Below are 19,973 nucleotides of genomic sequence, written 5' to 3'. Positions count from 1 at the left end.
GAGTGACCAACTGTTTGCTGTCATCGTTTTTAACACTTCTACCTTAAATGCTTGAGAATAAGGTTTGTGAACAGACCTGAAGCTTTCAGCGCCATGAATTCGATAAATAGCGGTCCAATATCGGACCTGCCTATCTGTAACATTAAATCTGTTACTTACTGTCGAAGAGCTTTCAGACAAAGCGAGCTCTGCTATTTTGAGCTTAAAAGCTCGATGATGTTTGGACATAAAAAGACCCCCAGTAATTGGAATGTCCAACTATTGGGGGTCACTTCATATTGAGCCGCTTTTTTATTAAATAAAAACCGCAGGATTTTCCAATTTCTTAAGCTGAGCATCTGTCGGTAAAAAGTCCGTGTTTATAAATTGCTCCGCGCTCTCATGGCGTTCAAAAAACAGAATATCGAGTGAAAACCTATTGAGCCCATACAATCCTCGGTGAATCATATTGGCCGAAAAAATCAATAGATCACCTTTTTGTAGTGAGATAGTTTTACCACGGCTTAAAGAATCATAATTGTTAGCCCCTTGCAGCTCTAGCCTTACTGCTAATTCTTCTTCAGAATCCCAATTTTTATGACTCGCTGGTATTAACTCAATCCCATGTTCATCTTCAAATGCAATACGGCAATGCAGTACTTCAGGACCTGTTAGAGCCGATTGCTGTGCATTGATATCTAAATGATACTGCGAATCTCGGTGCCAATAATTATGTTGTTCTGGGTTGTAAGGATTAAAAAATAATTGGCTATTTAAAAACCGTGGTCTCGCGATGATTGAGGTAACCTGATTGAGCAATTGCGTTGAGTTTATAAAGTGGAATAAGCTCAGTTTTTCATTTTCTGTTAACCATGGAGACGCTGTGAGCCCTGAACTATTAATAGCTTTAGTTTTATAAAAAAGAGAATTTTCGCGAAGCCAATTATTATGAAATTTATCTAAAATGGGGCGAATAGCAGATAAAGCAGAATCATTGTAAAGCCCCTTTACATGCATGTAACCGTGTTGCTTAAAAAAAGTATTTTCCATTGTGTTATCTATTAAGTAATGAACGTATTTGGCTACTCAGTTCAGGAAGCACTTGTTCTTCAAACCATGGATTTTTCTTTAACCAAATATTATTGCGTGGGCTTGGGTGTGGCAAAGGTAAATACTTAGGCCAATAATCACGCCACGATTTTACTAACTCTGTTAACGGCAACTGTTTGGTATGAGGTAAATGATACGCCTGTGCATACTTACCTAAAATGATAGTCAGCTCAACGTTGTTTAATTGGGCGAGGAGCTTTTCTCGCCAAGCAATAGCGCATTCCTTGCGCGGTGGTCGGTCGCCAGACTTACCTTTACCCGGGTAGCAAAAGCCCATTGGTAAAATAGCGAAGTTTTGGGCATCGTAAAACTCGTCATCACTGACACCTAGCCAATTTCGTAATCGTTTTCCGCTGGCATCATTAAAGGGCACCCCTGTTTCGTGAACTTTAACCCCGGGTGCTTGCCCCGCTATTAAAATGCGCGCACTGGCATTAAATTGAATAACGGGACGGGCTCCTAACGGTAACTCAGGTTCGCAGATCACGCATTTACTAACTTGTTCTAAGAGTGTTTGATGTTTCATTACTTAGTAAAAATCTGATCTATGCTTGTTTTGACCACACGGCAAGCTCGTTGCCACTGGGTTCTGTAAAGTGGAAGCGGCAACCTCCTGGGAAATCAAATAATGGTTTAATAATAACCCCGCCGTGGTTCTCAACTTGAGCTTGGGTTTCTTTAATATTGTTAGAGTAAAGTACCAATAACGCCCCGCCATTGCTCGTTAAACTGGTTAAGGGTGCTTGATAAAAGCCGCCATCAAGCCCTGCTGATTCACAGCTGAAGGCTGTATATTCGGGGCCATAGTCAGTAAATTTCCATTTAAATACCTGCTGGAAAAAAGTTTTGGTAGCGGTTAAATCTTTAGCGGCGAATTCTACATAATTTAGACTGTGGTGATTCGACATAATAGTCTCCTAGTTTATGCTGTGCTTAAGCGCCATTGAACAATGCAATGCGGTGCTATCAAATAACGGAATGGCGGTATCAGTGTGTTGAATTAGCAAGGCTATTTCGGTACAACCTAAAATAATTGCTTCTGCACCTTGTTGGTATAGTTGATTGATAATTCTCAAATAAGCGGCTTTAGAGTCTGGGTTTATGATACCTATGCAGAGCTCTGTATAAATAATTTCATGGATCACCGCGCGTTCGTCTGGCTCAGGAATTAGCACTTCAATTCCAAATTTGTCACTGAGGCGCTGTGTATAAAAATCTTGCTCCATGGTAAATGACGTACCTAGTAATGCGACTTTTTTGTGTTTACTCGCTGTAAGCTGCTCTCCAACGGCATCGGCAATGTGTAAAAGAGGAATCGAGATAGCTGCTTGAACTTGCTCTGCAAGCTTATGCATGGTGTTAGTACAGATAAGCAAACAATCAGCACCCGCAGCCTCAACTTGCTGAGCCGCATTTATTAATATTTCTGCCATTTTAGGCCAGTTTTGCTGTTGTTGAAGCGTTGCTATTTCGGCAAAATCAAGGCTAACTAAGGCTATTTTTGCTGAATGTAAACCACCAAGCTTATCTTTAACTCCCTGATTTAAAAGTTGATAGTAGCTCTGTGTCGACTCCCAACTCATACCGCCAATTAATCCGATTGTTTGCATTATAACTCCTTCTGCTGTGTGCATAACACCATAGGCTATTGTGTAAAACAAAGCTAGCAGATCATTATTTTACTAACTATGAAATCGGGTTTTAAATCGTTCCTTTATAAAATACGGTTACGCAAATGATAATCACTATCTTTTTGGTTTTGTCACTATATAATAATGCGTTTTCTTCTCGTTTAACTTTTTTTTAAGGGATTATCATGCACTCTCAGTCCTTACAAGCTGGGCAAGCTAAAGAACCAAGAGGCGCTAAAAAACGTTCACAGAGCCTGTCATATCGTGTTGCTGTGTTTTTTCGTTTTGTTGCTGCCATCTTAGGGGGTTATGTTTTTACCAGTGTATTTATCTCATTACTGGCGGTCTTATTGCCGCTAAATAAACTCGACAGTGTGTTGTTGACCACAACCTTATCGGTCTTTTTTTATTGCTGCGTGTTCATATGGGTGTTTGCAGTTAAGTCACTGAAGGTCGTTTGGATCACCATTTTACTAACGACAAGTCTGCAATTATTCGTACTGGCTTTGATTAAGGGATGGCTATGAAAGAGAATTTCTTCCGTTCAATGACGTGGTTACACACGTGGGTAGGTTTATTAGTTTGCTGGCTTTTATTTTTAATTTTTTTCGCTGGCACGTTGAGCTTCTTTAAAGACGAAATTAGTTTTTGGGCTAAGCCTGAAATCCATCAAGTACGTCATCAAGAGCACCGTGTTGCTTCACAAGCAAAGCAAATTAACGATGTGTTTGCAGATTTACAGCAAAAAGCACCTAACTCTCTTTCGTGGCGTATAAACATGCCCGACTCGCGAAACCCCGTTTTAAGTTATGGCTATGCAGAACCTAAGCAACCAGGTCAACGTCGTGCTCCGTTTAATTACACTCATATAGACCCAAATACACTGGAACCAGTTCCTGAGCCACGTGATACTAAAGGCGGCGGTTTTTTTTATCGTCTGCATTTTGATTTGCATTATATAGATGTGTTTACTGCGCGTATTCTTGTTTGTTTAGCTTCAATGTTTATGTTGGTTGCGCTTGTCACGGGGGTCGTAATTCATAAGCGTATTTTTAAAGATATGTTTTCTTTTCGTCGTAATAAAGGCAGTAGAAGCTGGTTAGATGCGCATAACGTGTCGTCTGTTTTGGCGCTTCCTTTTCATATTATGATTACTTACACAGGTATCATCACACTGATTTTTATGTTGTTCCCTTACCCCGCAGAAACCGTGTATGAAGAGGGGTTAAGTCAGATGTTTAATGAAGCCTTACCGGTCAATAAGCGCGCGGCGCCATCCGATGAACACCGCCCCATGGTGGCAATAAATCAGGTTTTAGATCAGATTTATACTAAGTACCCTAATGCCGATATAAGCCATGTATTCGTTCGTAATGCCAATACGGCGTCATCACAAATCGTTGTCTATCTGGCGACAGCTAAAGAGGTGGTCGATAATGGTCCTCGTTATTTATTTAATGGTGTAACAGGGCAAATAGACGCGCAATCAGGTGAAGACTGGAGTGCATCGGCACAATTTTACGACTCAATGACCGCGCTTCACAGTGGGCGATTAGCTGAGCCATTACTACGATGGCTGTACTTTTTATGTGGGGTTGCTGGCTGTGCCATGATTGCGACTGGTTGCATGATGTGGGCGAAGCGTTTAAGAGAGCGCATGAAGCCTGAACAATCAGCACACCGTGGCTTGAAGCTTGTTGAAACGTTAAATTTAGCTACATTAATGGGCTTGCCCTTTGCAACGTGTGCATTTTTTATCGCGAACCGATTACTACCTATAGAGTTAGCCGCACGTGCCGATAAAGAGGTTCTAGCCTTTTTCTTAGCGTGGTTATTCATTGCTGTTTTGGCTTTGTTTGGACGTACTCAGTCACATTGGCGCTTAGCTGCGTGGTTAAATGCGGTGGCATGTTTTTCAATCCCTTTAATTAATGCATTTACAACAGAGGGAAATTGGATCAGCTATTTACTAACTCAGCAATGGGCGCTGTTTGGCATTGATAGTGCGTTTATCTGCGCTGGTTTGATGTTTATTGTTCAAAGCAGAAAAATACCTAGCCATGACAACGTAAAAGAAAAAGGCAATTTATTTAAAAACAGGCAGTTAAAGGAGCAACAAGGATGATGGAATTACTGCAATTTAGTCTCTGCTTTTTAGCGTTTAATTGTTTTGCACTTGCAAAGTTTAATCATTTTCGCGATGTATTTAAAAAGAAACTTACTGAAAAACAGCGATATAGATTTTTAACGATTGGCTGGATCACTATTTTACTAAGTTTAGGACTGAGTGTGATGAGTGAAGGCGGATACGGCGCATTATTATTTTGTGGTTATATGGCGCTAAGTGTTCTTATGCTTATGATTTTATATAGTTTTACGGTCTCGTGGGTAAAACACATCAGCGCAATAAATGTGTCTGTTTTGGTTTTAAGTGGGCTTTCAGTGATGATTTTCTAGTTAAGTTAGTAAAAAACTGATCTCAAAAAAAAGGGTAGGCAATGCCTACCCGAGCAGGGGATTAAATTGGGGATCACATGTCATGTTCAATTTAATGTCGCACAGTGTGCCTCTTTTCCATGACAATTGTGTTGCACATTCGTGATAGTTTAAAGACGCGTGTAAAGCCCCTTTACATCCCTTCATGCTCAACAAAAATAAGCTCGTCTGTTTTAAAGCCATATTGTCTGGCGGTATTTTTAAAGTCGTCTAGCTGCTCTTTGGTGACTGTCGGGGTTCTTGATAAAAACCATAAATACTCTTTGTTATAGCCAGTAATATACGCGTATTGGTAGTTTTGCTTATCGAGCTCAAAAATGACATAGGAGCTGTAGAATGGGCCAAAAAATGAGACTTCTAAATGACCAATGTCATTTTTACCGGCAAATTTAGCCTTGCCTTCTGCTTGTTCCCACTTTTTATCAGAGGTGTTATAGCCTCTATTAATAACTTTAACAGTGCCATCAGAGTTGACTGAGTACTGTGCGGTTATCCCTTCTAAACCGCGTTCAAATGAATGATCAAGGCGCGCTATTTCGTACCATGTTCCGGTGTACTTATTTAGTTCAAAATCATTAACGGGTTGTATGTTGTCAGGCACTCCTGTACAAGCCGATAACAGGGTCGTAAAGAAAAGTAGAAATATAAATTTTATGCTGTTTTGCACACGCTCACTCCTTTTAAAATTAAAGAATTTAATACGTTAATAGCGGTAAATAAGTTTAATTACGTTAAACTACCTAAGCTTAGAATAGTTAAATAGAGAAAACCATGAAGATTTGGGTTGATGCAGATGCCTGCCCCGTTGTTATTAAAGAAATTTTATTTCGTGCTGCAGAACGAACGCAAACAGTCACTACATTAGTGGCTAATCATGCTATGCGTGTTCCGCCGTCTAAGTACATTTTTCGTCAGCAAGTATCGTCTGGTTTTGATATCGCCGATAACGAAATTGTTAAGCGAGTCGAAGCCGGTGATTTGGTTATCACGGGTGATATCCCGTTGGCAGCCGAAGTGATTGAAAAAAATGCACAGGCGTTAAATCCCCGCGGTGAGCTGTATACAACAGAAAATATACGTTCTCGCCTTAATGTGCGTGATTTTATGGACACAATGCGCTCAAGTGGTATCGAAATGTCGGGTGGGCCGCCACCGTTGAGCCAAGCTGACCGTCAGAATTTTGCTAATAACTTAGATCGAATTCTTGCTCAAAAATCATCATGATTCAGCAACAACACTCTTTACAGGGCTTTGGTGACAGTGCATTTAACGTTGCTGTGTACATAGAAAAACGTCCGCCGATGGTGCCTTGGCACAATATTGATCATTTACATGCTATGCAAATTGGTCAAATAGATGACATTAATCAGGCTTGTGGAAATGGCTGGCGAAAAGTCTTTAATGTGTATGCAAAAGTGCTGTTTGCGCTGCCGAGCGAATATTTTCAGTTTGCTAAATGTTCTGCCAATTGGCAAACCTATCGTGATACGCGTTTACTCCAAGCACACAGTCACACAGCGTTGCTGTTTAGCCCTCCTGTATTTGACAACACGGATAAATTACACATTATCGCTGGGCGCACGTATGCAAAAAGCCTTGTTCAATTAGGTTTATTATCTAGCCAGCTCACTTGGCTTGATGAAGAGTTTGCCTTTAATAAGCAAGATAAGGTGATTGTGTGCCCCTATTTTGATTATAGGCAATTAAGTAATATTAAAATTGCGCGGCTTAGTCAGTTGGTTGCAGATATTTTCGCGTAAAAGTCTGCCTTATCATTGCGTTATTTGGCTTGCAAACTAAGCTTTAAGGTAATGTAAAACGGACTACACTTTATATGAACATTCTTGTCGTTGATGATATGCCCTTAATGCGTCATGTTTTGATAAACATGCTACGTAGCCTTGATTACAACGACATAACAGAAGCAACGGATGGTTCGCAAGCGTTAGAGTTGTTAGAAAAGCAGCATTTTGATTTAGTTATCACTGATTTACATATGCCTAAAATGGATGGAAAGTGTTTACTTAATCACATTCGCGAAACCCCCAAGTTTGACGATTTACCCGTTCTTATGGTGACGTGTGAGGATAGCAAGCAAACAGTCACTGACATGATTGCCGCTAAAGTCAGTGGTTTTATCATTAAGCCATTTTGTCTCAACACGCTGCAAAAACAGTTAAGTAGAATCGTTAAACCTGCGTAATAAACCGAAAAAGCCTGGAGTTAATTGCGATGAAGAACTGGCCAGTCACACTCTGTTTATTTTTCACATGGGCAGCACTGGCTGAATCAAAGCCATTAACCTTGTATACCGAATCATTTCCTCCTTATAATTTTGAGGAACATAATCAACCGACGGGTATTAATACTGAAATAGTTGAGACGCTTTGTAAGCACGCAAAATTAAAATGTGTAATACAGGTGTTGCCTTGGAGGCGAGCGATGTCAAAAACGCTTGAGCAGCCGTATTCTGGTATTTTTTCAACGTCTCGAACAACACAAAGAGAAGCTCAGTTTCAATGGGTTGGTCCACTGGTGTCGGGGCAATCTTGTTTATATAGGTTAAGTGAGCGCACAGACATTGAGCTGACAAGTTCACGCTTGTTAACTAATTACACAATTGGCGTATCACGCGGCGATGTTTATCAAGCCGTACTTACAGACTTACAGTTAGTTGAAGGGCATCATTTTTTAACCTACTCAGGTAAATTTGAAGAGTTAAATATGTTTAAACGTGGTAAGCATGATTTATTAATTGGCTCTTCCATGACGCTTGCAACACAATTACAAAAAGTGGCTTTAAGCCCTGAGCAAGTGATACCTGTGCTTGAACTTAACCACCCTGCTTTAGGGGGAAACTATTTGGCTTTAAATAAATCTGCTCCAGCTGGTGTGGTCAGCGCACTTCAGCGCGCACTCGATACCATGAAAGAAAATGGGCAAATAGCCCCCATTGTTGAAAAGTTTGTCCCTGCTAATAAGTACCCTCATGTGCAAACCTCTCCTACGGTTGATAGATGTTTTTACGGTACGGCTGTTTATTAATAATCGGGTGCTGTTTACGAATTCAATCGCGTTTTTTTTGCCCTCGGTAGCAAAACCATTGTTTACAGTGACTTTGCTTTTTATAGTGAATAAAACAATAAAATGAGAAATAACCATGAATCCAACGCCACTACTAAAAGGGCTTGTGTTAGCGGTATGCTTAGGCGCTGCTGGCACGACACAGGCTTACGACCGTATCACAGGGCATAACTTTGCCAGTCGCTCAGAAGTTATTGCGCAATCAGGTATGGTTGCAACGTCGCAGCCATTAGCCACACAGGTTGGCTTACAAGTGTTAAAAGACGGGGGCAATGCCATTGATGCAGCAATTGCAGCCAACGCCGTACTCGGGCTTGTAGAGCCGACAGGGTGTGGTATAGGTGGCGACTTGTTTGCCATTGTTTGGGACAATAAAAGCAAACAGTTATATGGCTTGAATGCATCTGGCCGCTCACCGAAAAGCCTGACATTTGACACCTTAAAGGCACAAGGCGATATGATCCCCGCCTATGGCCCGTTACCTGTTTCTGTGCCTGGCGCTGTGGATGGCTGGTTTGAATTACATAATAAGTTCGGTAAAACACCGATGAAAACCTTACTTCAGCCAGCAATTGATTATGCTGAAAAAGGCTTTCCCGTTTCTGAATTGATTGCCTATTACATGCAAAAAAGTGTTGATGCGCGTGGAAAATACCCTGGGTTTAAAGACGTATACATGCCAAATGGGGCGATGCCAGAAAAAGGCGATATTTTTAAAAATCCTGCCCTTGCAAATACCTATCGTAAAATAGCGAAGGAAGGACGTGATGCTTTTTACAAAGGGGATATAGCAAAAGAAATTAGCCGTTATATGAAAGAAAATGGCGGTTATTTATCGTACGACGACTTAGCTTCACACCACAGTGAATGGGTTAAACCTGTCAGTGCAGATTACCGCGGTTATACGTTATGGGAATTACCGCCCAACGGCCAAGGCATCGCTGCTCAGCAAATTCTAAATATATTAGAAGGATACGATATTAAAGGTATGGGTTTTGATAGCCCTGAGTATGTTCACACGTTTGTCGAGGCAAAAAAACTGGCCTTTGCAGACCGCGCTAAATATTACGCCGATCCTGCGTTTAATACTATTCCCGTGCAGACCTTGATTTCTCAGCAATACGCCGATGAAAGACGCAAGCTGATTGACCCAAATAAAGCGGCAAAACGTGATCATGCAGGCCCAGTAGAAGGCGATACTATTTACCTGACGACGGCCGATAAAGACGGCAACATGGTGTCATTAATTCAAAGTAATTATCGTGGTATGGGCTCAGGTATGACCCCCGCTAAACTGGGCTTTGTATTGCAAAACCGAGGAGAAATGTTTGCACTTAAAAAAGGCCATATGAACCAATATGAGCCGGGTAAACGTCCGTTCCATACGATAATTCCAGCCTTTGTGACCAAAGATGGCAAGCCATACATGAGTTACGGAGTAATGGGCGGTGCGACACAACCGCAAATGCATGCGCAAATCTTAATTAACATGATTGATTTTGGCATGAATTTACAAGAAGCCGGTGACGCTCCACGTATTCTGCACAGTGGCTCATCACAGCCTACAGGCGAAATTATGGAAGACGGGGGCGTTGTGAGTTTAGAATCAGGTTTTTCGATGGAAACTCGCCGTGAGCTGATGAAAAAAGGCCACACTTTGCAAGACGCTGTTGGACCATATGGCGGTTATCAAGCTATCTTAAAAGACCTTAAAACAGGGGTGTACTATGGCGCATCTGAAACCCGCAAAGACGGCCACGCCGCAGGGTATTAAGGCAATATAAGGTAATAAATCATTGCGTTGCAATTGATTGATGACGCGGCTTAAAGCCGCGTCTAGCTCTCGCTGTGAGACTCGCTTTGCGTGGCTTATAAGTTATCGACATACCTACCTATATACCTATCTATCTACCTACCCCAGTAAGACTGACTTTAGAGGTGAACCGTACTTCGTGTGCGAGCGTGCGTATGTTGCGCGATATATAATACCATTCCGCAAAAATACTTAATCATTTTGAGTGATTAAACCAGTCGCTACCTACGTTAAAAATTTCTGATTTAGAACAACTAAATAACTAAATTTTTGCCTTGTTATCAACGCGGTTTTATTGCCTCAAAATAGACCACTTAATTAAGCGGAATGGTATAATCGCGCTGACAATGGAAGTTCAAAGCTTAAAACTTAAAGAGTCTAACTCCCCACCACATACCCAGTGAAACCCAGCACTTTAAAATACTGTTTAGGGGTGCTAAAACCGCTTTCATTCATTAATTCTGAAAAACGAATACGGTCTAAAGGGTAAAACTCGTGTTCTAGATTGTGTCGGGTGCGCTCTTTGCCAGCATCGGTTAAACCTAGCTGAGTACAAAGCTGTAGTTGTGATTCGCGCTCAAATTGCGTTTCAGGGCGCATTAAATCGGCAATGAATAAGTTGCCCTGCTTTTTAAGCTTGCTTTTAATCGCTTTTAACAGCGCTTTTTTATCGCCATTGTCCTCGACAAAGTGCATGACTAATAAACATAATGCTGCATCGGCGCTTGCATCAATATCGTTAATATCGCCACAATGAACCGTTACACGGTCACTGATGTTATGTTGGCTAAAGTGCTGCTCAGCGATATCCAACATATCTTGTGAAATATCCTGCGCAATAAAACGCCAGCCTGCGTTGAGCTTAGCAAGTTCTATGATCTCTTTTCCGGTGCCTGCACCAATCACTAAAATACACGCGTCGTTGTCGAGCGTGCTGACTAGTTGCGCTGCGGTTGCTTGGTGTAATAACGCGTACCCTGGCACTAAACGCGTTATGCGCTCATCGTAATGACTGGCTTCTTCATGATTAAAAGTTGGCATGCTAATCCTTTAAATAACAGAGATGGTTGAGTAACCACCGGGCTTTTTCGCTACATGTACCTGCGTGGCCACGCGTTCGGTCATTTCAGATACATGCGAAATAACCCCTACTTTACGGCCTTGTGCTTGCAGCGAATCGAGAGCATCCATCGCGATGCTTAACGTTTCACTGTCCAACGTACCAAACCCTTCATCGATAAACAAAGAGTTTATTTGCACTTTATTCGATGACAACGAGGCAAGCCCCAAAGCCAGTGCCAGCGAGACTAAAAACGACTCCCCGCCTGACAAAGTATTAACAGAACGCTGCTCATCGGCCATGTCTTTATCAATGATGGCAATATCCAGCGTTTGCCCGATAGCCGTTAATTTGTAGCGCTTGTTTAAAGTGTGTAAGTGGCTATTGGCATAATGCAGCAGTATTTTGAGAGTTTGAGTTTGCGCTAAGTTACGCATGGTTTTACCACTGGCATCACCCAGCACTTTATTAAGTAAATGCCAGTGCTCGTAGCGCTTTTGCTGTTGAACTAATAATTGCTGTTTATCTGCTAATGCTTGGCTATTTTGTTGGTGCGTGTGCAGCTCACTGCCTACTTGCATCAGCGATTGATTCGTATGTTGCTGGGCATTAACGGCGTTAGCTAGTTCAGTTTCAGTGTCGCTTTCGCTGTGCTTTGGCTGATCTTTTAAATGCGCCGACTGCGATGAATGCAGCTGTTTTAAAGCTGCTTGAGTTTCTTTTAGCGCATTTTCTGCCGCGTGGTGCTCGTTGAGTGTTTGCTTTATTGATTCGCTACTGATGCTTAAAAGCGTTGTAATTGCGTCTTCAGAAAGTGAAGGATGCTGTGCTTTAAACTCGCTAAACCACTGCGTGAATCGTTTTTCAAGCGCAGCTTGTTCATCGCTTAACTCTTTTTCACGCATTGTTAAGTGGCTTATTTGAATAGCGTGCTCGTCACGCGCTTTAACCGCATTGCTTAGGTGTTGCTGAGCCTGTTGCACCGCTTGCTGTAACGAGTCAATGGCCTGTTCAAGTTGTGCAATATACTCATCGACCGACATGTTTGCATCGGCAAACAAGGTAATGCGTTTTTCATGCAAATCAGCCTGCTCGTTCTCGGTATGGGCAAGTTGCGCAGTGCACTTAGCTTTCGCTTCTGCTGCTTCATGTTGCTGAGGCAGTAAATGCGCGATGGTATGCTCAGTGCTTGTTAGGGCTTTCGTTAGCTCATCCGATTGTTGAAGTTTCGTTTGATAGCGTTGCACATCCTCTGCAATAGTCTCTAATAACACCTGCTGCTCATTGAGCTGTTGCCACCAAGGGGCATTTTTAAAGGTGTCGTCGAGTGTGGTATGCAGTTGCTGATGCTCTGCATTTAGCTCGTTTAAACGCGCTTGTTCAGTGTTGAGTTGCTGCTGTGTTTCACTCAGTTTTTGCTCTGCTGCATGCAGTGCTTGCCCTTTTTGATTAAACTCTGCTTGTTTGGCTGTTAATGATGTTTGCAGCTGCTGTTGTTGCTCAAGCACTTTAAAATACTGCTGTTTCTGGCTCGTGAGCTGCTGCTGACGCTCGTTTAATTGCGCCTCGGTTAAATCATTCAGCTCTGTACGATTTGCCGCCATGGTCTGTTTGAGCGTGTTCTGCTGGTCGGTGAGTTCACTCACCTGCCCCTCTAATGACGCTATTTGCTGAGTACAGGCTGTCAGCTCATTACTTTTTGTTTGCTGTAAAACTTGCTGATTATTTAAGTGCTGTTTGGCACTATTAAGTTGCTCAGTAAAATCATTAATAAGCTGACTAAACTGCGCATTAACCACGTCATGTTGAAACGGGTGTTCAGTCGAACCACAAACAGCACATGGCTCACCCGCTTTTAAAGTGGCTCTTAATTGGCTGACCCCCTCACTGGCTCTTAACTGTATTTGCTGTAAGTTTTTCTCACATAGTGTCAGCTGTTGTTGGGCGTTTTCTACATCCTGCCCTATCGCGCTGAGGGCTGTTTGTAACTGTTGTTTATTTTGATTTAAGGTGTCTGATTGGCTTTGCCACACTTTTAATTGCTGCTGATTACTTTGCCACAGTTGACGCTTTTCAATAAGGTGTTTAATCGCCTCTAGTTGTGCATCTATGTCGGCCATAGACTGACTATTTAAGCGATCTTTGAAGCTAGCGTCTTGTTCATTCAGCGTTTTTAGTGCGTGCTCAAGCGCTTGATACTGTTTTTGTAATTGCTGACGACTGTGTTGCTGCTCAGTCACCGTAGGCTGAAGTGACTTTACCGTTTGATTTGTTTTATCAATACGAAGCTGCAGTTGATTAAAGCGGCTTAATTCACTTTTATAATATGACCAGTCTTTCGCTAATGGTTGCCATTGTGCATGTGTCGCTAACCAATTAGTGAGCGCTTGTTGTTGCTGATGTTGCTGTTGTTGCTCAGCCTTTGCCGTATTAAGTTTATTACTCAGCTCGGTGTTATGCTGGTTCGCTTTTTCGAGTTGTGCTTTTTGAGCGTGTGCTTGCTGGTTCAATACCGCCAGTTGTTTATCGTACTCACGTGCTTGGCTAATGATTGGCTGAGCATCTTTTTGCGTTTGTTTCGCTTGCTTTAACTGCTCAGTGTGTTTGTTTAGCGTTTGCTCTGCGTCACTTATCAGGGCGTTATGATCAATTTTTAAAAGTTGCTCACGGTTTTCTACAAGCTGCACTTGCTGGGCTTTAATTGTTGCTGTGCGCTCACGGTTATCTTTTATTTCTAAGCACTGCTGCGCTTGTTTGGCTTGCTTTGCCTTGTCTTCAAGTTGTTGTAATTGCTGCTCAGCTTGGTGCTTTGTGTGTTCCGCTTGCGTTATTTGTTCTGATAGATGCGCCGCCTGTTTATACCAAGTTTGGTATTGCTCCAGCTGCTTTATTTGGTTTTGTAGTTCAGTTTGCTTCGTTAATAGCGATTTATGCTCAGCTTTCTTAGCCGCTAACTCTTCGGGGCTTAACACCTTAAAGTTCGCCAAGCTCAGTTTTAATTGCTCAAGAGCCTGTTGTTGTTCGCGGTGACGTTCAAATATCCGTTGCCCAATACGACTAAATTTGTCGGTGCCAGTTAAGCATTCTAACAGTTGTGCCCGTTCATCCCCTGTGGCTTTCAAAAAGGCTGCAAACTCATGCTGGGCAAGTAACACCGCCCGCGAAAATTGATCAAAGCTTAAACCAATAATGCGCTCTATTTCTTTGCTGGCATTACTTCTATCGGCAATTAAGGTTTCGTCAGGCAATGAATGAAGTGTGTGTTGCGCTTGTTGTAATTTGCCATTCGCTTTGTTCCGTGCGCGGCTAAAGCTCAAGCGAGCACGGTAGTGATGTTTATCTTGGCCTATAAAGTCCACTTCGGCATAGCCCTGCCCTGCCCCACGGCGTAATAAATTTCGCGAGTCATTGAGCTTGATATTATCGCCATTAAAGTCAATTTTATTACCTGTGTCGCCACGAAGTCTCGCGGTTTTGGTATACAGTGCTAAACAAATGGCATCAAGTAACGTACTTTTACCTGCCCCGGTATCACCCGTAATGGCAAATAGCCCGGCTTCTTTTAATGGCGAAGCTGTAAAATCGACTTCGGCATCGACAATGGATGCCAATTGATGAACACGTATCGCTAAAATTTTCATAGCACGTCCTCCGTATTCAACTCATCGATAACGTGGCTTAATAAGTCTTCGAGCTCTTTTGGCACTGCTTGCCCTGCCATATCTTTATGATTGGCAAAGGCTTGCTCTAACAACGAATGTGGATTGAGAGCTTCGATTTGCGACACATCGTCAAACAAGGCTTGCTCATCGTCTTGATGATTGCGCTCTTGTCGCACCCGTTCAATCCCACAAAACTTAAGCTGCTTACCTGCCAGCGCTTGTTCAATTTGCTCTCTGAACGTGGTGTCGGTGTCGTGAGCGCTCAGTTTAACGCGTAAATAGGGCGCTAATTTTTCATCGCTTAAATCAAGTTCACTCAACAGCTCACACAATTCACTCAGTGGCACACAGTCTTTTTCGGGGAGCAGTATGACTTTACAAAAGCTCGGTATGTAAAGGGGGTTTACAGTGCAACTTGAATCAGAAAGTTCAATTAACACAACTTGGTGCTGGTAACGGCGCTCAGAAAAGGACATCGGCATGGGGGTGCCACTGTAGCGAATGGTCTCAGACTTGGCGACGGTTTGTGCTTTATGCAAGTGACCAAGGGCTACGTAATCAGCTTGTTCACTAAAAATGTTAGCAGAGATCGCTTCTTCACCGCCAATCACTAAGTTTCGCTCTGAGTCTGTCGAAATATCGCCGCCTTTTGCATGGAGGTGTCCCATTACAATTAGCGGCGCTTTCGGTAACTCACTGGCAGCATTTAGTGCATCTTTATAAGCCAGTGCCACTGTTTGGTTGTAACTTAAAGGTTGCTCTTCTTGGCGATTATAATGACTTAAATCGCTGCTTCGTAAAAATGGCATGGCAACAACATGTGCTTGGCCATTTTTGGTTGATATAGGCAGTACGACATCTTTTGGGCTTGCGGTATCGAACCGACCCACCACATGCGTATCAAATTGTGCCAGTAAGGGTTTTGCAGCCATGATACGGTTTGCCGAGTCATGATTACCAGCAATAATCACGATGTGTAAATCTGGGCAACGTTGTTTGGTGTTCTTGATAAATTGATAGAGTTGGTTTTCTGCACTCGCAGGCGGAGTCGCCGTGTGATAAATATCGCCAGCAACGAGTAATAAGTCGATGTGCTGTGCTGCGAGAGTCTCCGTTAACCAGTTTAAAAAAGCCTGATGTTCCTCGAAGCGGGAATGTTCGTAGAATTGTTGGCCTAAATGCCAATCAGAAGTATGAAGGACTTTCATTAAACGCTCTTATTATTTATTAAGAGCGTCAATATACCTAAGCTGAGCCTCGATGCCCAGCCTCGTTTTTAACTTAAGCTATACCACGCAAACAACACCATAGGCAAAGCAAGCAGTGCCATTATTAAGGGCACTTTGATAGCCTTTGTTTGTTTGGCCTGTAAAACTTTAAGGGCATTGGTTTCATTACATGCCGCTACTTTGTCGATATAGAAATACCCCGAATCTAGGTATTGTTTACAATTTTGTTCGTCCGCTGGAATTGCAATTAGTTCTTGTTGTTTTTTTAGGATGTAAAAATCCATACGCTCACCGAATTCTATGCTGATTACCGAAACATTTTTTGGGTATGAATAGACACACATAAACACCCAAATCGAAAAAAGTGGGCGATTTTAAATACAAACAGCAGTAAATTTCAATAGAAAATGTCGCAAAAACTACTTTATTGCGAAAATAATTGCAATTAGACTCAAAATAACCAGCGTAGAGCCATAAAACAGCCATTTTTTAGGACGTTTTGCATGGGGAGTGGTACGCGATAGTGCATCGGGTTCATCGCGAGCGGCAATGACCTCTACAAACTCAAATCCGCGTGCTTTGTATTCGTTTAAAACCGATTCTTCTGCTGGAATAGCAGCTAATCGAGAGTCTTTTTTTACAATGTAAAACTTCATTTAAGTCCCCTCTTACCTTTAAACAAAAAATAAGCAACCTCGTTATATTTTAAGTGTAATACGGGGGTATGAATTAGCACTGAACCTGTTAGGTTTGTAAAGGGGCTTTACAGTATTGTTAATAGCAGATGAAAAGGATTGAAAAATACAGGCTAGGAAAGCGCGAATACTACCCTAAAAAACCCGCACTTTATCGTGATTTTATTGAAATTTTGTTAGTGGTTTGAGATGTTACGCTCACGCATATTTTACAGGATTAACAATGAAAAAAGCAGTTATTACTTTGAGTGCTTTGGTATTGCCTTTAGCAGTATCAACCGCAGTCATGGGGTCGTCTGTTGAGCAAACTAAAGGCTCATTTGTTGACAAGTTCCGTCAACTTGATGAAGCACTTGCAACGCCTAACGTATACCGTAGCGCCGCGGGTGAACCCGGCGAAAACTACTGGCAACAGCAAGTAAATTACGACATTGATGTAAACCTTGATGAGAAAAAACGTCGCTTAACAGCGCGTCAAACTATCGAATATAAGAATAATTCACCTCACACATTAAAGTACCTTTGGTTGCAATTAGACCAAAATATTTTTAAATCTGATTCAATTGCTGAGATGACCGCTACTTTCAATGGTAAAACATTGCAAGGTGACCCTCAGCCTAAAGCCACTAAATTGAGCTTAGGCCAGTTACGTCGTCAGCAATTTATGGCCGACAACGAGCTAGGTTTTCAAATCGCCAATGTTAAAGACGAAGACGGAAAAGAGCTTAAAGTAACAGTGGTTGATACCTTAATGCGTATTGACCTAAATGAGCCGCTTAAACCGGGTAAAGACGTTGAGTTCAGCATGGACTTCGCCTTTAACATTGTTGAAGAAGATGCGGTAGGCGCACGTTCAGGTTATGAACACTTTGAAGAAGATGGCAACGATATCTTTTTATTAGCACAGTGGTTCCCGCGTCTTGCTGCGTACACAGACTATGAAGCATGGACTAACAAAGCATTCTTAGGAAGCGGTGAGTTTACACTGGAGTTTGGTAATTATGATGTCGAAATCACCGTTCCTGCGGATCACATTGTATCGGCAACAGGTAAGCTAGATAACCCAGGCAGTGTATTAACACGTACGCAGCGTAATCGTCTTGAAGAAGCTGAAAACGCTAAGCGCCCTGTATTTATCGTGACCGAAGAAGAAGCACTTGAGAACGAGAAAGAAGGCACCGACAAAACCAAAACATGGCACTTTAAAGCCGAGAACGTGCGTGACTTTGCATGGGCATCATCACGTAAGTTTATGTGGGATGCAAAAGGCTACCATCAAGGTGGTAAAGAACAGCCGTTAGTGATGGCAATGTCTTTCTATCCGAAAGAAGGCGGTGACCTGTGGAAGAAATATTCTACCGAAGCTGTTGTGCACACGATGGAAGTGTATTCACGCTTTTCGTTTGACTACCCTTACCCTGTGGCTCAATCAGTCAATGGCCCTGTTGGGGGGATGGAATACCCCATGATCACATTTAATGGTCCGCGTACAGAGCTTCAAGACGATGGCACCCGTACTTACTCTCAAGCTGAAAAACGTTTCTTAATTGGTGTTGTTATCCACGAAGTCGGTCACATTTACTTCCCGATGATTGTTAACTCAGACGAGCGTCAGTGGACGTGGATGGACGAAGGTCTAAACAGCTTCCTAGATGGTGTTGCGGGGCGCGAATGGGACCACACAATCCCTTGGGGTGTTGAGCCGCGTGATATTGTTGAATACATGAAGTCTGAAAATCAAGTACCCGTTATGACACAGTCTGACAGCGTATTACGTTTAGGACCTAATGCGTATACTAAACCTGCTGCTGCACTTAATATTTTACGTGAAGTGATTCTGGGTCGTGAGCTGTTTGACTTTGCATTTAAAGAGTACGCGCAGCGTTGGAAGTACAAACGCCCTACTCCTGCAGATTTCTTCCGAACTATGGAAGAGGCGTCAGGGGTTGATCTAGACTGGTTCTGGCGTGGTTGGTTCTACACCACAGACCATGTTGATATCTCGTTAGACAAGGTTTATCAACTGCGTTTAGACACAAAGAATCCTGATATCGACTTTAATCGTCTTCGCGACATTGAAGCTGATAAACCAATGCCATTATTCGTTAAACGCAATAAAGAAGAAGGCAAAAAGTTATGGGTTGAAGAAAACCCAGATGTCACAGATTTCTATGACGAAAACGACCGCTTTACAGTGACTAACAAAGAACGTAATGCGTATAACAAGTTCCTTAAGGGGTTAGAGCCGTGGGAGCGTAAAACGTTTGAACGTGCAATTAAGGAAGATAAAAACTACTATGTGCTTGAGTTTTCAAACTTAGGTGGCTTAGTGATGCCTATCTTATTAGAGCTGACCTATGAAGATGGCACGAAAGAAGAACAGTACATTCCGGCTGAAATCTGGCGTCGTAACCACAAGCACGTACAAAAGCTAATTATTACTGAAAAAGGTAAAAACTTAGTGTCTGTTACGGTTGACCCTCGCTGGGAAACAGCCGATGTTGATGTGGAAAACAATAACTACCCTCGTCGTATTATTCCATCGCGTATCGAAGTGTATAAGCGTGAGAAGAGTAAAGCGAAAGTGAGCCGTGATATCATGCAAGATATCAAAACTGAGCTGAAAAAAGACGACGAAAAAGATGCTGAGGAGCAAAAATAATGCGCTTTATAGCCATTATTTTCGCTTTATTACTGAGTGCGCCAACGATGGCGCACCAGTTAAAAGCGTCTGTGACTACGGTATTATTTAATAAACGCACTAATAACATAGAGCTAATGCATCGCTTTTATTTGCACGATACGGAGCATGCTGTTGAACATTTGTTTAATGGCAATGCCGATATCTTAAGTAACAAAGAAGATCAAAAGCGTTTTGCTGATTATGTTGAGTCACACATTGCACTGCAAACCTTAGAGGGCAAGCAACTTGAGCTTAAAAAAGTGGGAGCGCAAGTTGATGGTAAGTTCTTTTGGGTTTACCAAGAAGTCACCATCCCTGAAGGCATCAAAGGGATTCGTATGAGCAATGGCGCGTTACGTGATTTATGGCCTGCACAGGTCAATATGGTTAATATTGAAGGCAAAGGAAAGGTGAAAACACTTACCTTTAGCCAAGATGATAACTGGCTTGAAGCTAAATTTGAGTCAATTAAATAATAACCCTATCCGATAAAAAAGGATTTAAAAAGTCTATTTTTTAATCCTTTGATCC

21 protein-coding genes are annotated in these 19,973 nt (G+C 42.2%); 10 read left to right on the top strand and 11 right to left on the bottom strand.

Annotated features, from left to right (window positions below; translation table 11 throughout):
• The 5 genes from LPA49_RS19670 to LPA49_RS19650 form a co-directional block, all read right to left on the bottom strand.
• Positions 1 to 228, bottom strand: a 228-nt coding sequence (locus LPA49_RS19670; RefSeq protein WP_230237542.1) for a helix-turn-helix domain-containing protein, incomplete at its 3' end; no start/stop codon positions are given.
• A 66-nt stretch (positions 229 to 294) separates the two neighbouring features.
• Positions 295 to 1,029: a phytanoyl-CoA dioxygenase family protein gene (locus tag LPA49_RS19665; protein WP_230237539.1), complete on the bottom strand. Its 735-nt coding sequence runs from the start codon at positions 1,027 to 1,029 to the stop codon at positions 295 to 297.
• A gap of 4 nt (positions 1,030 to 1,033) precedes the next feature.
• Positions 1,034 to 1,615: a uracil-DNA glycosylase family protein gene (locus tag LPA49_RS19660; protein ID WP_180311825.1), complete on the bottom strand. Its 582-nt coding sequence runs from the start codon at positions 1,613 to 1,615 to the stop codon at positions 1,034 to 1,036.
• Positions 1,616 to 1,634: 19 nt separating this feature from the next.
• The gene (locus tag LPA49_RS19655; RefSeq protein ID WP_036972597.1) at positions 1,635 to 1,997 is read right to left on the bottom strand and encodes a VOC family protein; all 363 of its coding nucleotides are present in this window, start codon (positions 1,995 to 1,997) and stop codon (positions 1,635 to 1,637) included.
• 9 nt (positions 1,998 to 2,006) lie between these two features.
• A complete protein-coding gene (locus LPA49_RS19650) occupies positions 2,007 to 2,699 on the bottom strand; it encodes an aspartate/glutamate racemase family protein (RefSeq protein WP_065979210.1) in 693 nt (230 codons plus the stop codon).
• A gap of 206 nt (positions 2,700 to 2,905) precedes the next feature.
• Between LPA49_RS19650 and LPA49_RS19645 the strand changes: the two genes are divergently transcribed.
• The 3 genes from LPA49_RS19645 to LPA49_RS19635 are packed head-to-tail and all read left to right on the top strand — an operon-like array spanning position 2,906 to position 5,177.
• The gene (locus LPA49_RS19645) at positions 2,906 to 3,247 is read left to right on the top strand and encodes a hypothetical protein (protein WP_036972593.1); all 342 of its coding nucleotides are present in this window, start codon (positions 2,906 to 2,908) and stop codon (positions 3,245 to 3,247) included.
• Complete coding sequence (locus LPA49_RS19640; protein ID WP_230237537.1) at positions 3,244 to 4,845, top strand: PepSY domain-containing protein; 1,602 nt, start codon at positions 3,244 to 3,246, stop codon at positions 4,843 to 4,845. Before LPA49_RS19645 ends, LPA49_RS19640 begins: the two co-directional genes overlap by 4 nt.
• On the top strand, positions 4,842 to 5,177 hold the full coding sequence (locus LPA49_RS19635; protein ID WP_036972590.1) for a DUF3325 domain-containing protein: 336 nt from the start codon (positions 4,842 to 4,844) through the stop codon (positions 5,175 to 5,177). Before LPA49_RS19640 ends, LPA49_RS19635 begins: the two co-directional genes overlap by 4 nt.
• Before the next feature lie 172 nt (positions 5,178 to 5,349).
• Here the strand turns inward: LPA49_RS19635 and LPA49_RS19630 are convergent, their stop codons facing one another.
• Positions 5,350 to 5,883, bottom strand: coding sequence for a lipocalin family protein (locus LPA49_RS19630; RefSeq protein WP_227006870.1), 534 nt, complete (start codon positions 5,881 to 5,883; stop codon positions 5,350 to 5,352).
• Between the two features lie 104 nt (positions 5,884 to 5,987).
• Between LPA49_RS19630 and LPA49_RS19625 the strand changes: the two genes are divergently transcribed.
• From LPA49_RS19625 to ggt, 5 genes are all read left to right on the top strand, one after another.
• Positions 5,988 to 6,440 carry a YaiI/YqxD family protein gene (locus LPA49_RS19625; protein WP_036972589.1) on the top strand — a complete coding sequence of 151 codons (453 nt, stop codon included), beginning with the start codon at positions 5,988 to 5,990 and terminating at the stop codon, positions 6,438 to 6,440.
• A complete protein-coding gene (locus tag LPA49_RS19620; RefSeq protein ID WP_036972587.1) occupies positions 6,437 to 6,976 on the top strand; it encodes a hypothetical protein in 540 nt (179 codons plus the stop codon). Before LPA49_RS19625 ends, LPA49_RS19620 begins: the two co-directional genes overlap by 4 nt.
• Before the next feature lie 74 nt (positions 6,977 to 7,050).
• Positions 7,051 to 7,419 carry a response regulator gene (locus LPA49_RS19615; protein WP_230237536.1) on the top strand — a complete coding sequence of 123 codons (369 nt, stop codon included), beginning with the start codon at positions 7,051 to 7,053 and terminating at the stop codon, positions 7,417 to 7,419.
• 29 nt (positions 7,420 to 7,448) lie between these two features.
• Positions 7,449 to 8,261 carry an ABC transporter substrate-binding protein gene (locus tag LPA49_RS19610; protein ID WP_230237534.1) on the top strand — a complete coding sequence of 271 codons (813 nt, stop codon included), beginning with the start codon at positions 7,449 to 7,451 and terminating at the stop codon, positions 8,259 to 8,261.
• Between the two features lie 115 nt (positions 8,262 to 8,376).
• The gene (ggt, locus tag LPA49_RS19605) at positions 8,377 to 10,074 is read left to right on the top strand and encodes a gamma-glutamyltransferase (RefSeq protein WP_065979213.1); all 1,698 of its coding nucleotides are present in this window, start codon (positions 8,377 to 8,379) and stop codon (positions 10,072 to 10,074) included.
• Between the two features lie 417 nt (positions 10,075 to 10,491).
• On the opposite strand, the gene LPA49_RS19600 is transcribed toward ggt, so the two are convergent.
• From LPA49_RS19600 to LPA49_RS19580, 5 genes are all read right to left on the bottom strand, one after another.
• Positions 10,492 to 11,154 (bottom strand): class I SAM-dependent methyltransferase, encoded by a 663-nt coding sequence (locus tag LPA49_RS19600; protein ID WP_036972584.1) that lies wholly within the window; start codon positions 11,152 to 11,154, stop codon positions 10,492 to 10,494.
• 9 nt (positions 11,155 to 11,163) lie between these two features.
• Positions 11,164 to 14,814 (bottom strand): AAA family ATPase, encoded by a 3,651-nt coding sequence (locus LPA49_RS19595; RefSeq protein WP_230237532.1) that lies wholly within the window; start codon positions 14,812 to 14,814, stop codon positions 11,164 to 11,166.
• Positions 14,811 to 16,043: an exonuclease SbcCD subunit D C-terminal domain-containing protein gene (locus tag LPA49_RS19590; protein WP_230237529.1), complete on the bottom strand. Its 1,233-nt coding sequence runs from the start codon at positions 16,041 to 16,043 to the stop codon at positions 14,811 to 14,813. The genes LPA49_RS19595 and LPA49_RS19590 overlap by 4 nt, the downstream gene beginning before the upstream one ends.
• A gap of 68 nt (positions 16,044 to 16,111) precedes the next feature.
• Positions 16,112 to 16,348 (bottom strand): hypothetical protein, encoded by a 237-nt coding sequence (locus tag LPA49_RS19585; RefSeq protein ID WP_036972579.1) that lies wholly within the window; start codon positions 16,346 to 16,348, stop codon positions 16,112 to 16,114.
• A 135-nt stretch (positions 16,349 to 16,483) separates the two neighbouring features.
• Positions 16,484 to 16,720 (bottom strand): hypothetical protein, encoded by a 237-nt coding sequence (locus tag LPA49_RS19580; protein ID WP_036972578.1) that lies wholly within the window; start codon positions 16,718 to 16,720, stop codon positions 16,484 to 16,486.
• A 262-nt stretch (positions 16,721 to 16,982) separates the two neighbouring features.
• Here LPA49_RS19580 and LPA49_RS19575 point away from each other — a divergent pair, with 262 nt between their 5' ends.
• On the top strand, positions 16,983 to 19,421 hold the full coding sequence (locus tag LPA49_RS19575; RefSeq protein WP_118844983.1) for a M1 family metallopeptidase: 2,439 nt from the start codon (positions 16,983 to 16,985) through the stop codon (positions 19,419 to 19,421).
• Positions 19,421 to 19,918 carry a DUF6702 family protein gene (locus tag LPA49_RS19570; RefSeq protein ID WP_036972575.1) on the top strand — a complete coding sequence of 166 codons (498 nt, stop codon included), beginning with the start codon at positions 19,421 to 19,423 and terminating at the stop codon, positions 19,916 to 19,918. The genes LPA49_RS19575 and LPA49_RS19570 overlap by 1 nt, the downstream gene beginning before the upstream one ends.
• Positions 19,919 to 19,973: the final 55 nt, after the last annotated feature.

The sequence above is a fragment of the Pseudoalteromonas sp. MB41 genome (assembly GCF_020966275.1).
Lineage (GTDB): Bacteria > Pseudomonadota > Gammaproteobacteria > Enterobacterales > Alteromonadaceae > Pseudoalteromonas > Pseudoalteromonas lipolytica.
The sequence above is the reverse complement of the archived record's forward strand: the minus strand, read 5'-3'. Positions and strand labels throughout refer to the sequence as shown.

Coding starts and splice junctions, on each gene's coding strand:
- LPA49_RS19665 (WP_230237539.1), bottom strand. CDS start 1,029: ATGGAAAATACTTTTTTTAAGCAACACGGTTACATGCATGTAAAGGGG.
- LPA49_RS19580 (WP_036972578.1), bottom strand. CDS start 16,720: ATGAAGTTTTACATTGTAAAAAAAGACTCTCGATTAGCTGCTATTCCA.
- ggt (WP_065979213.1), top strand. CDS start 8,377: ATGAATCCAACGCCACTACTAAAAGGGCTTGTGTTAGCGGTATGCTTA.
- LPA49_RS19660 (WP_180311825.1), bottom strand. CDS start 1,615: ATGAAACATCAAACACTCTTAGAACAAGTTAGTAAATGCGTGATCTGC.
- LPA49_RS19655 (WP_036972597.1), bottom strand. CDS start 1,997: ATGTCGAATCACCACAGTCTAAATTATGTAGAATTCGCCGCTAAAGAT.
- LPA49_RS19590 (WP_230237529.1), bottom strand. CDS start 16,043: ATGAAAGTCCTTCATACTTCTGATTGGCATTTAGGCCAACAATTCTAC.
- LPA49_RS19575 (WP_118844983.1), top strand. CDS start 16,983: ATGAAAAAAGCAGTTATTACTTTGAGTGCTTTGGTATTGCCTTTAGCA.
- LPA49_RS19625 (WP_036972589.1), top strand. CDS start 5,988: ATGAAGATTTGGGTTGATGCAGATGCCTGCCCCGTTGTTATTAAAGAA.
- LPA49_RS19620 (WP_036972587.1), top strand. CDS start 6,437: ATGATTCAGCAACAACACTCTTTACAGGGCTTTGGTGACAGTGCATTT.
- LPA49_RS19635 (WP_036972590.1), top strand. CDS start 4,842: ATGATGGAATTACTGCAATTTAGTCTCTGCTTTTTAGCGTTTAATTGT.
- LPA49_RS19650 (WP_065979210.1), bottom strand. CDS start 2,699: ATGCAAACAATCGGATTAATTGGCGGTATGAGTTGGGAGTCGACACAG.
- LPA49_RS19615 (WP_230237536.1), top strand. CDS start 7,051: ATGAACATTCTTGTCGTTGATGATATGCCCTTAATGCGTCATGTTTTG.
- LPA49_RS19570 (WP_036972575.1), top strand. CDS start 19,421: ATGCGCTTTATAGCCATTATTTTCGCTTTATTACTGAGTGCGCCAACG.
- LPA49_RS19610 (WP_230237534.1), top strand. CDS start 7,449: ATGAAGAACTGGCCAGTCACACTCTGTTTATTTTTCACATGGGCAGCA.
- LPA49_RS19585 (WP_036972579.1), bottom strand. CDS start 16,348: ATGGATTTTTACATCCTAAAAAAACAACAAGAACTAATTGCAATTCCA.
- LPA49_RS19600 (WP_036972584.1), bottom strand. CDS start 11,154: ATGCCAACTTTTAATCATGAAGAAGCCAGTCATTACGATGAGCGCATA.
- LPA49_RS19640 (WP_230237537.1), top strand. CDS start 3,244: ATGAAAGAGAATTTCTTCCGTTCAATGACGTGGTTACACACGTGGGTA.
- LPA49_RS19645 (WP_036972593.1), top strand. CDS start 2,906: ATGCACTCTCAGTCCTTACAAGCTGGGCAAGCTAAAGAACCAAGAGGC.
- LPA49_RS19595 (WP_230237532.1), bottom strand. CDS start 14,814: ATGAAAATTTTAGCGATACGTGTTCATCAATTGGCATCCATTGTCGAT.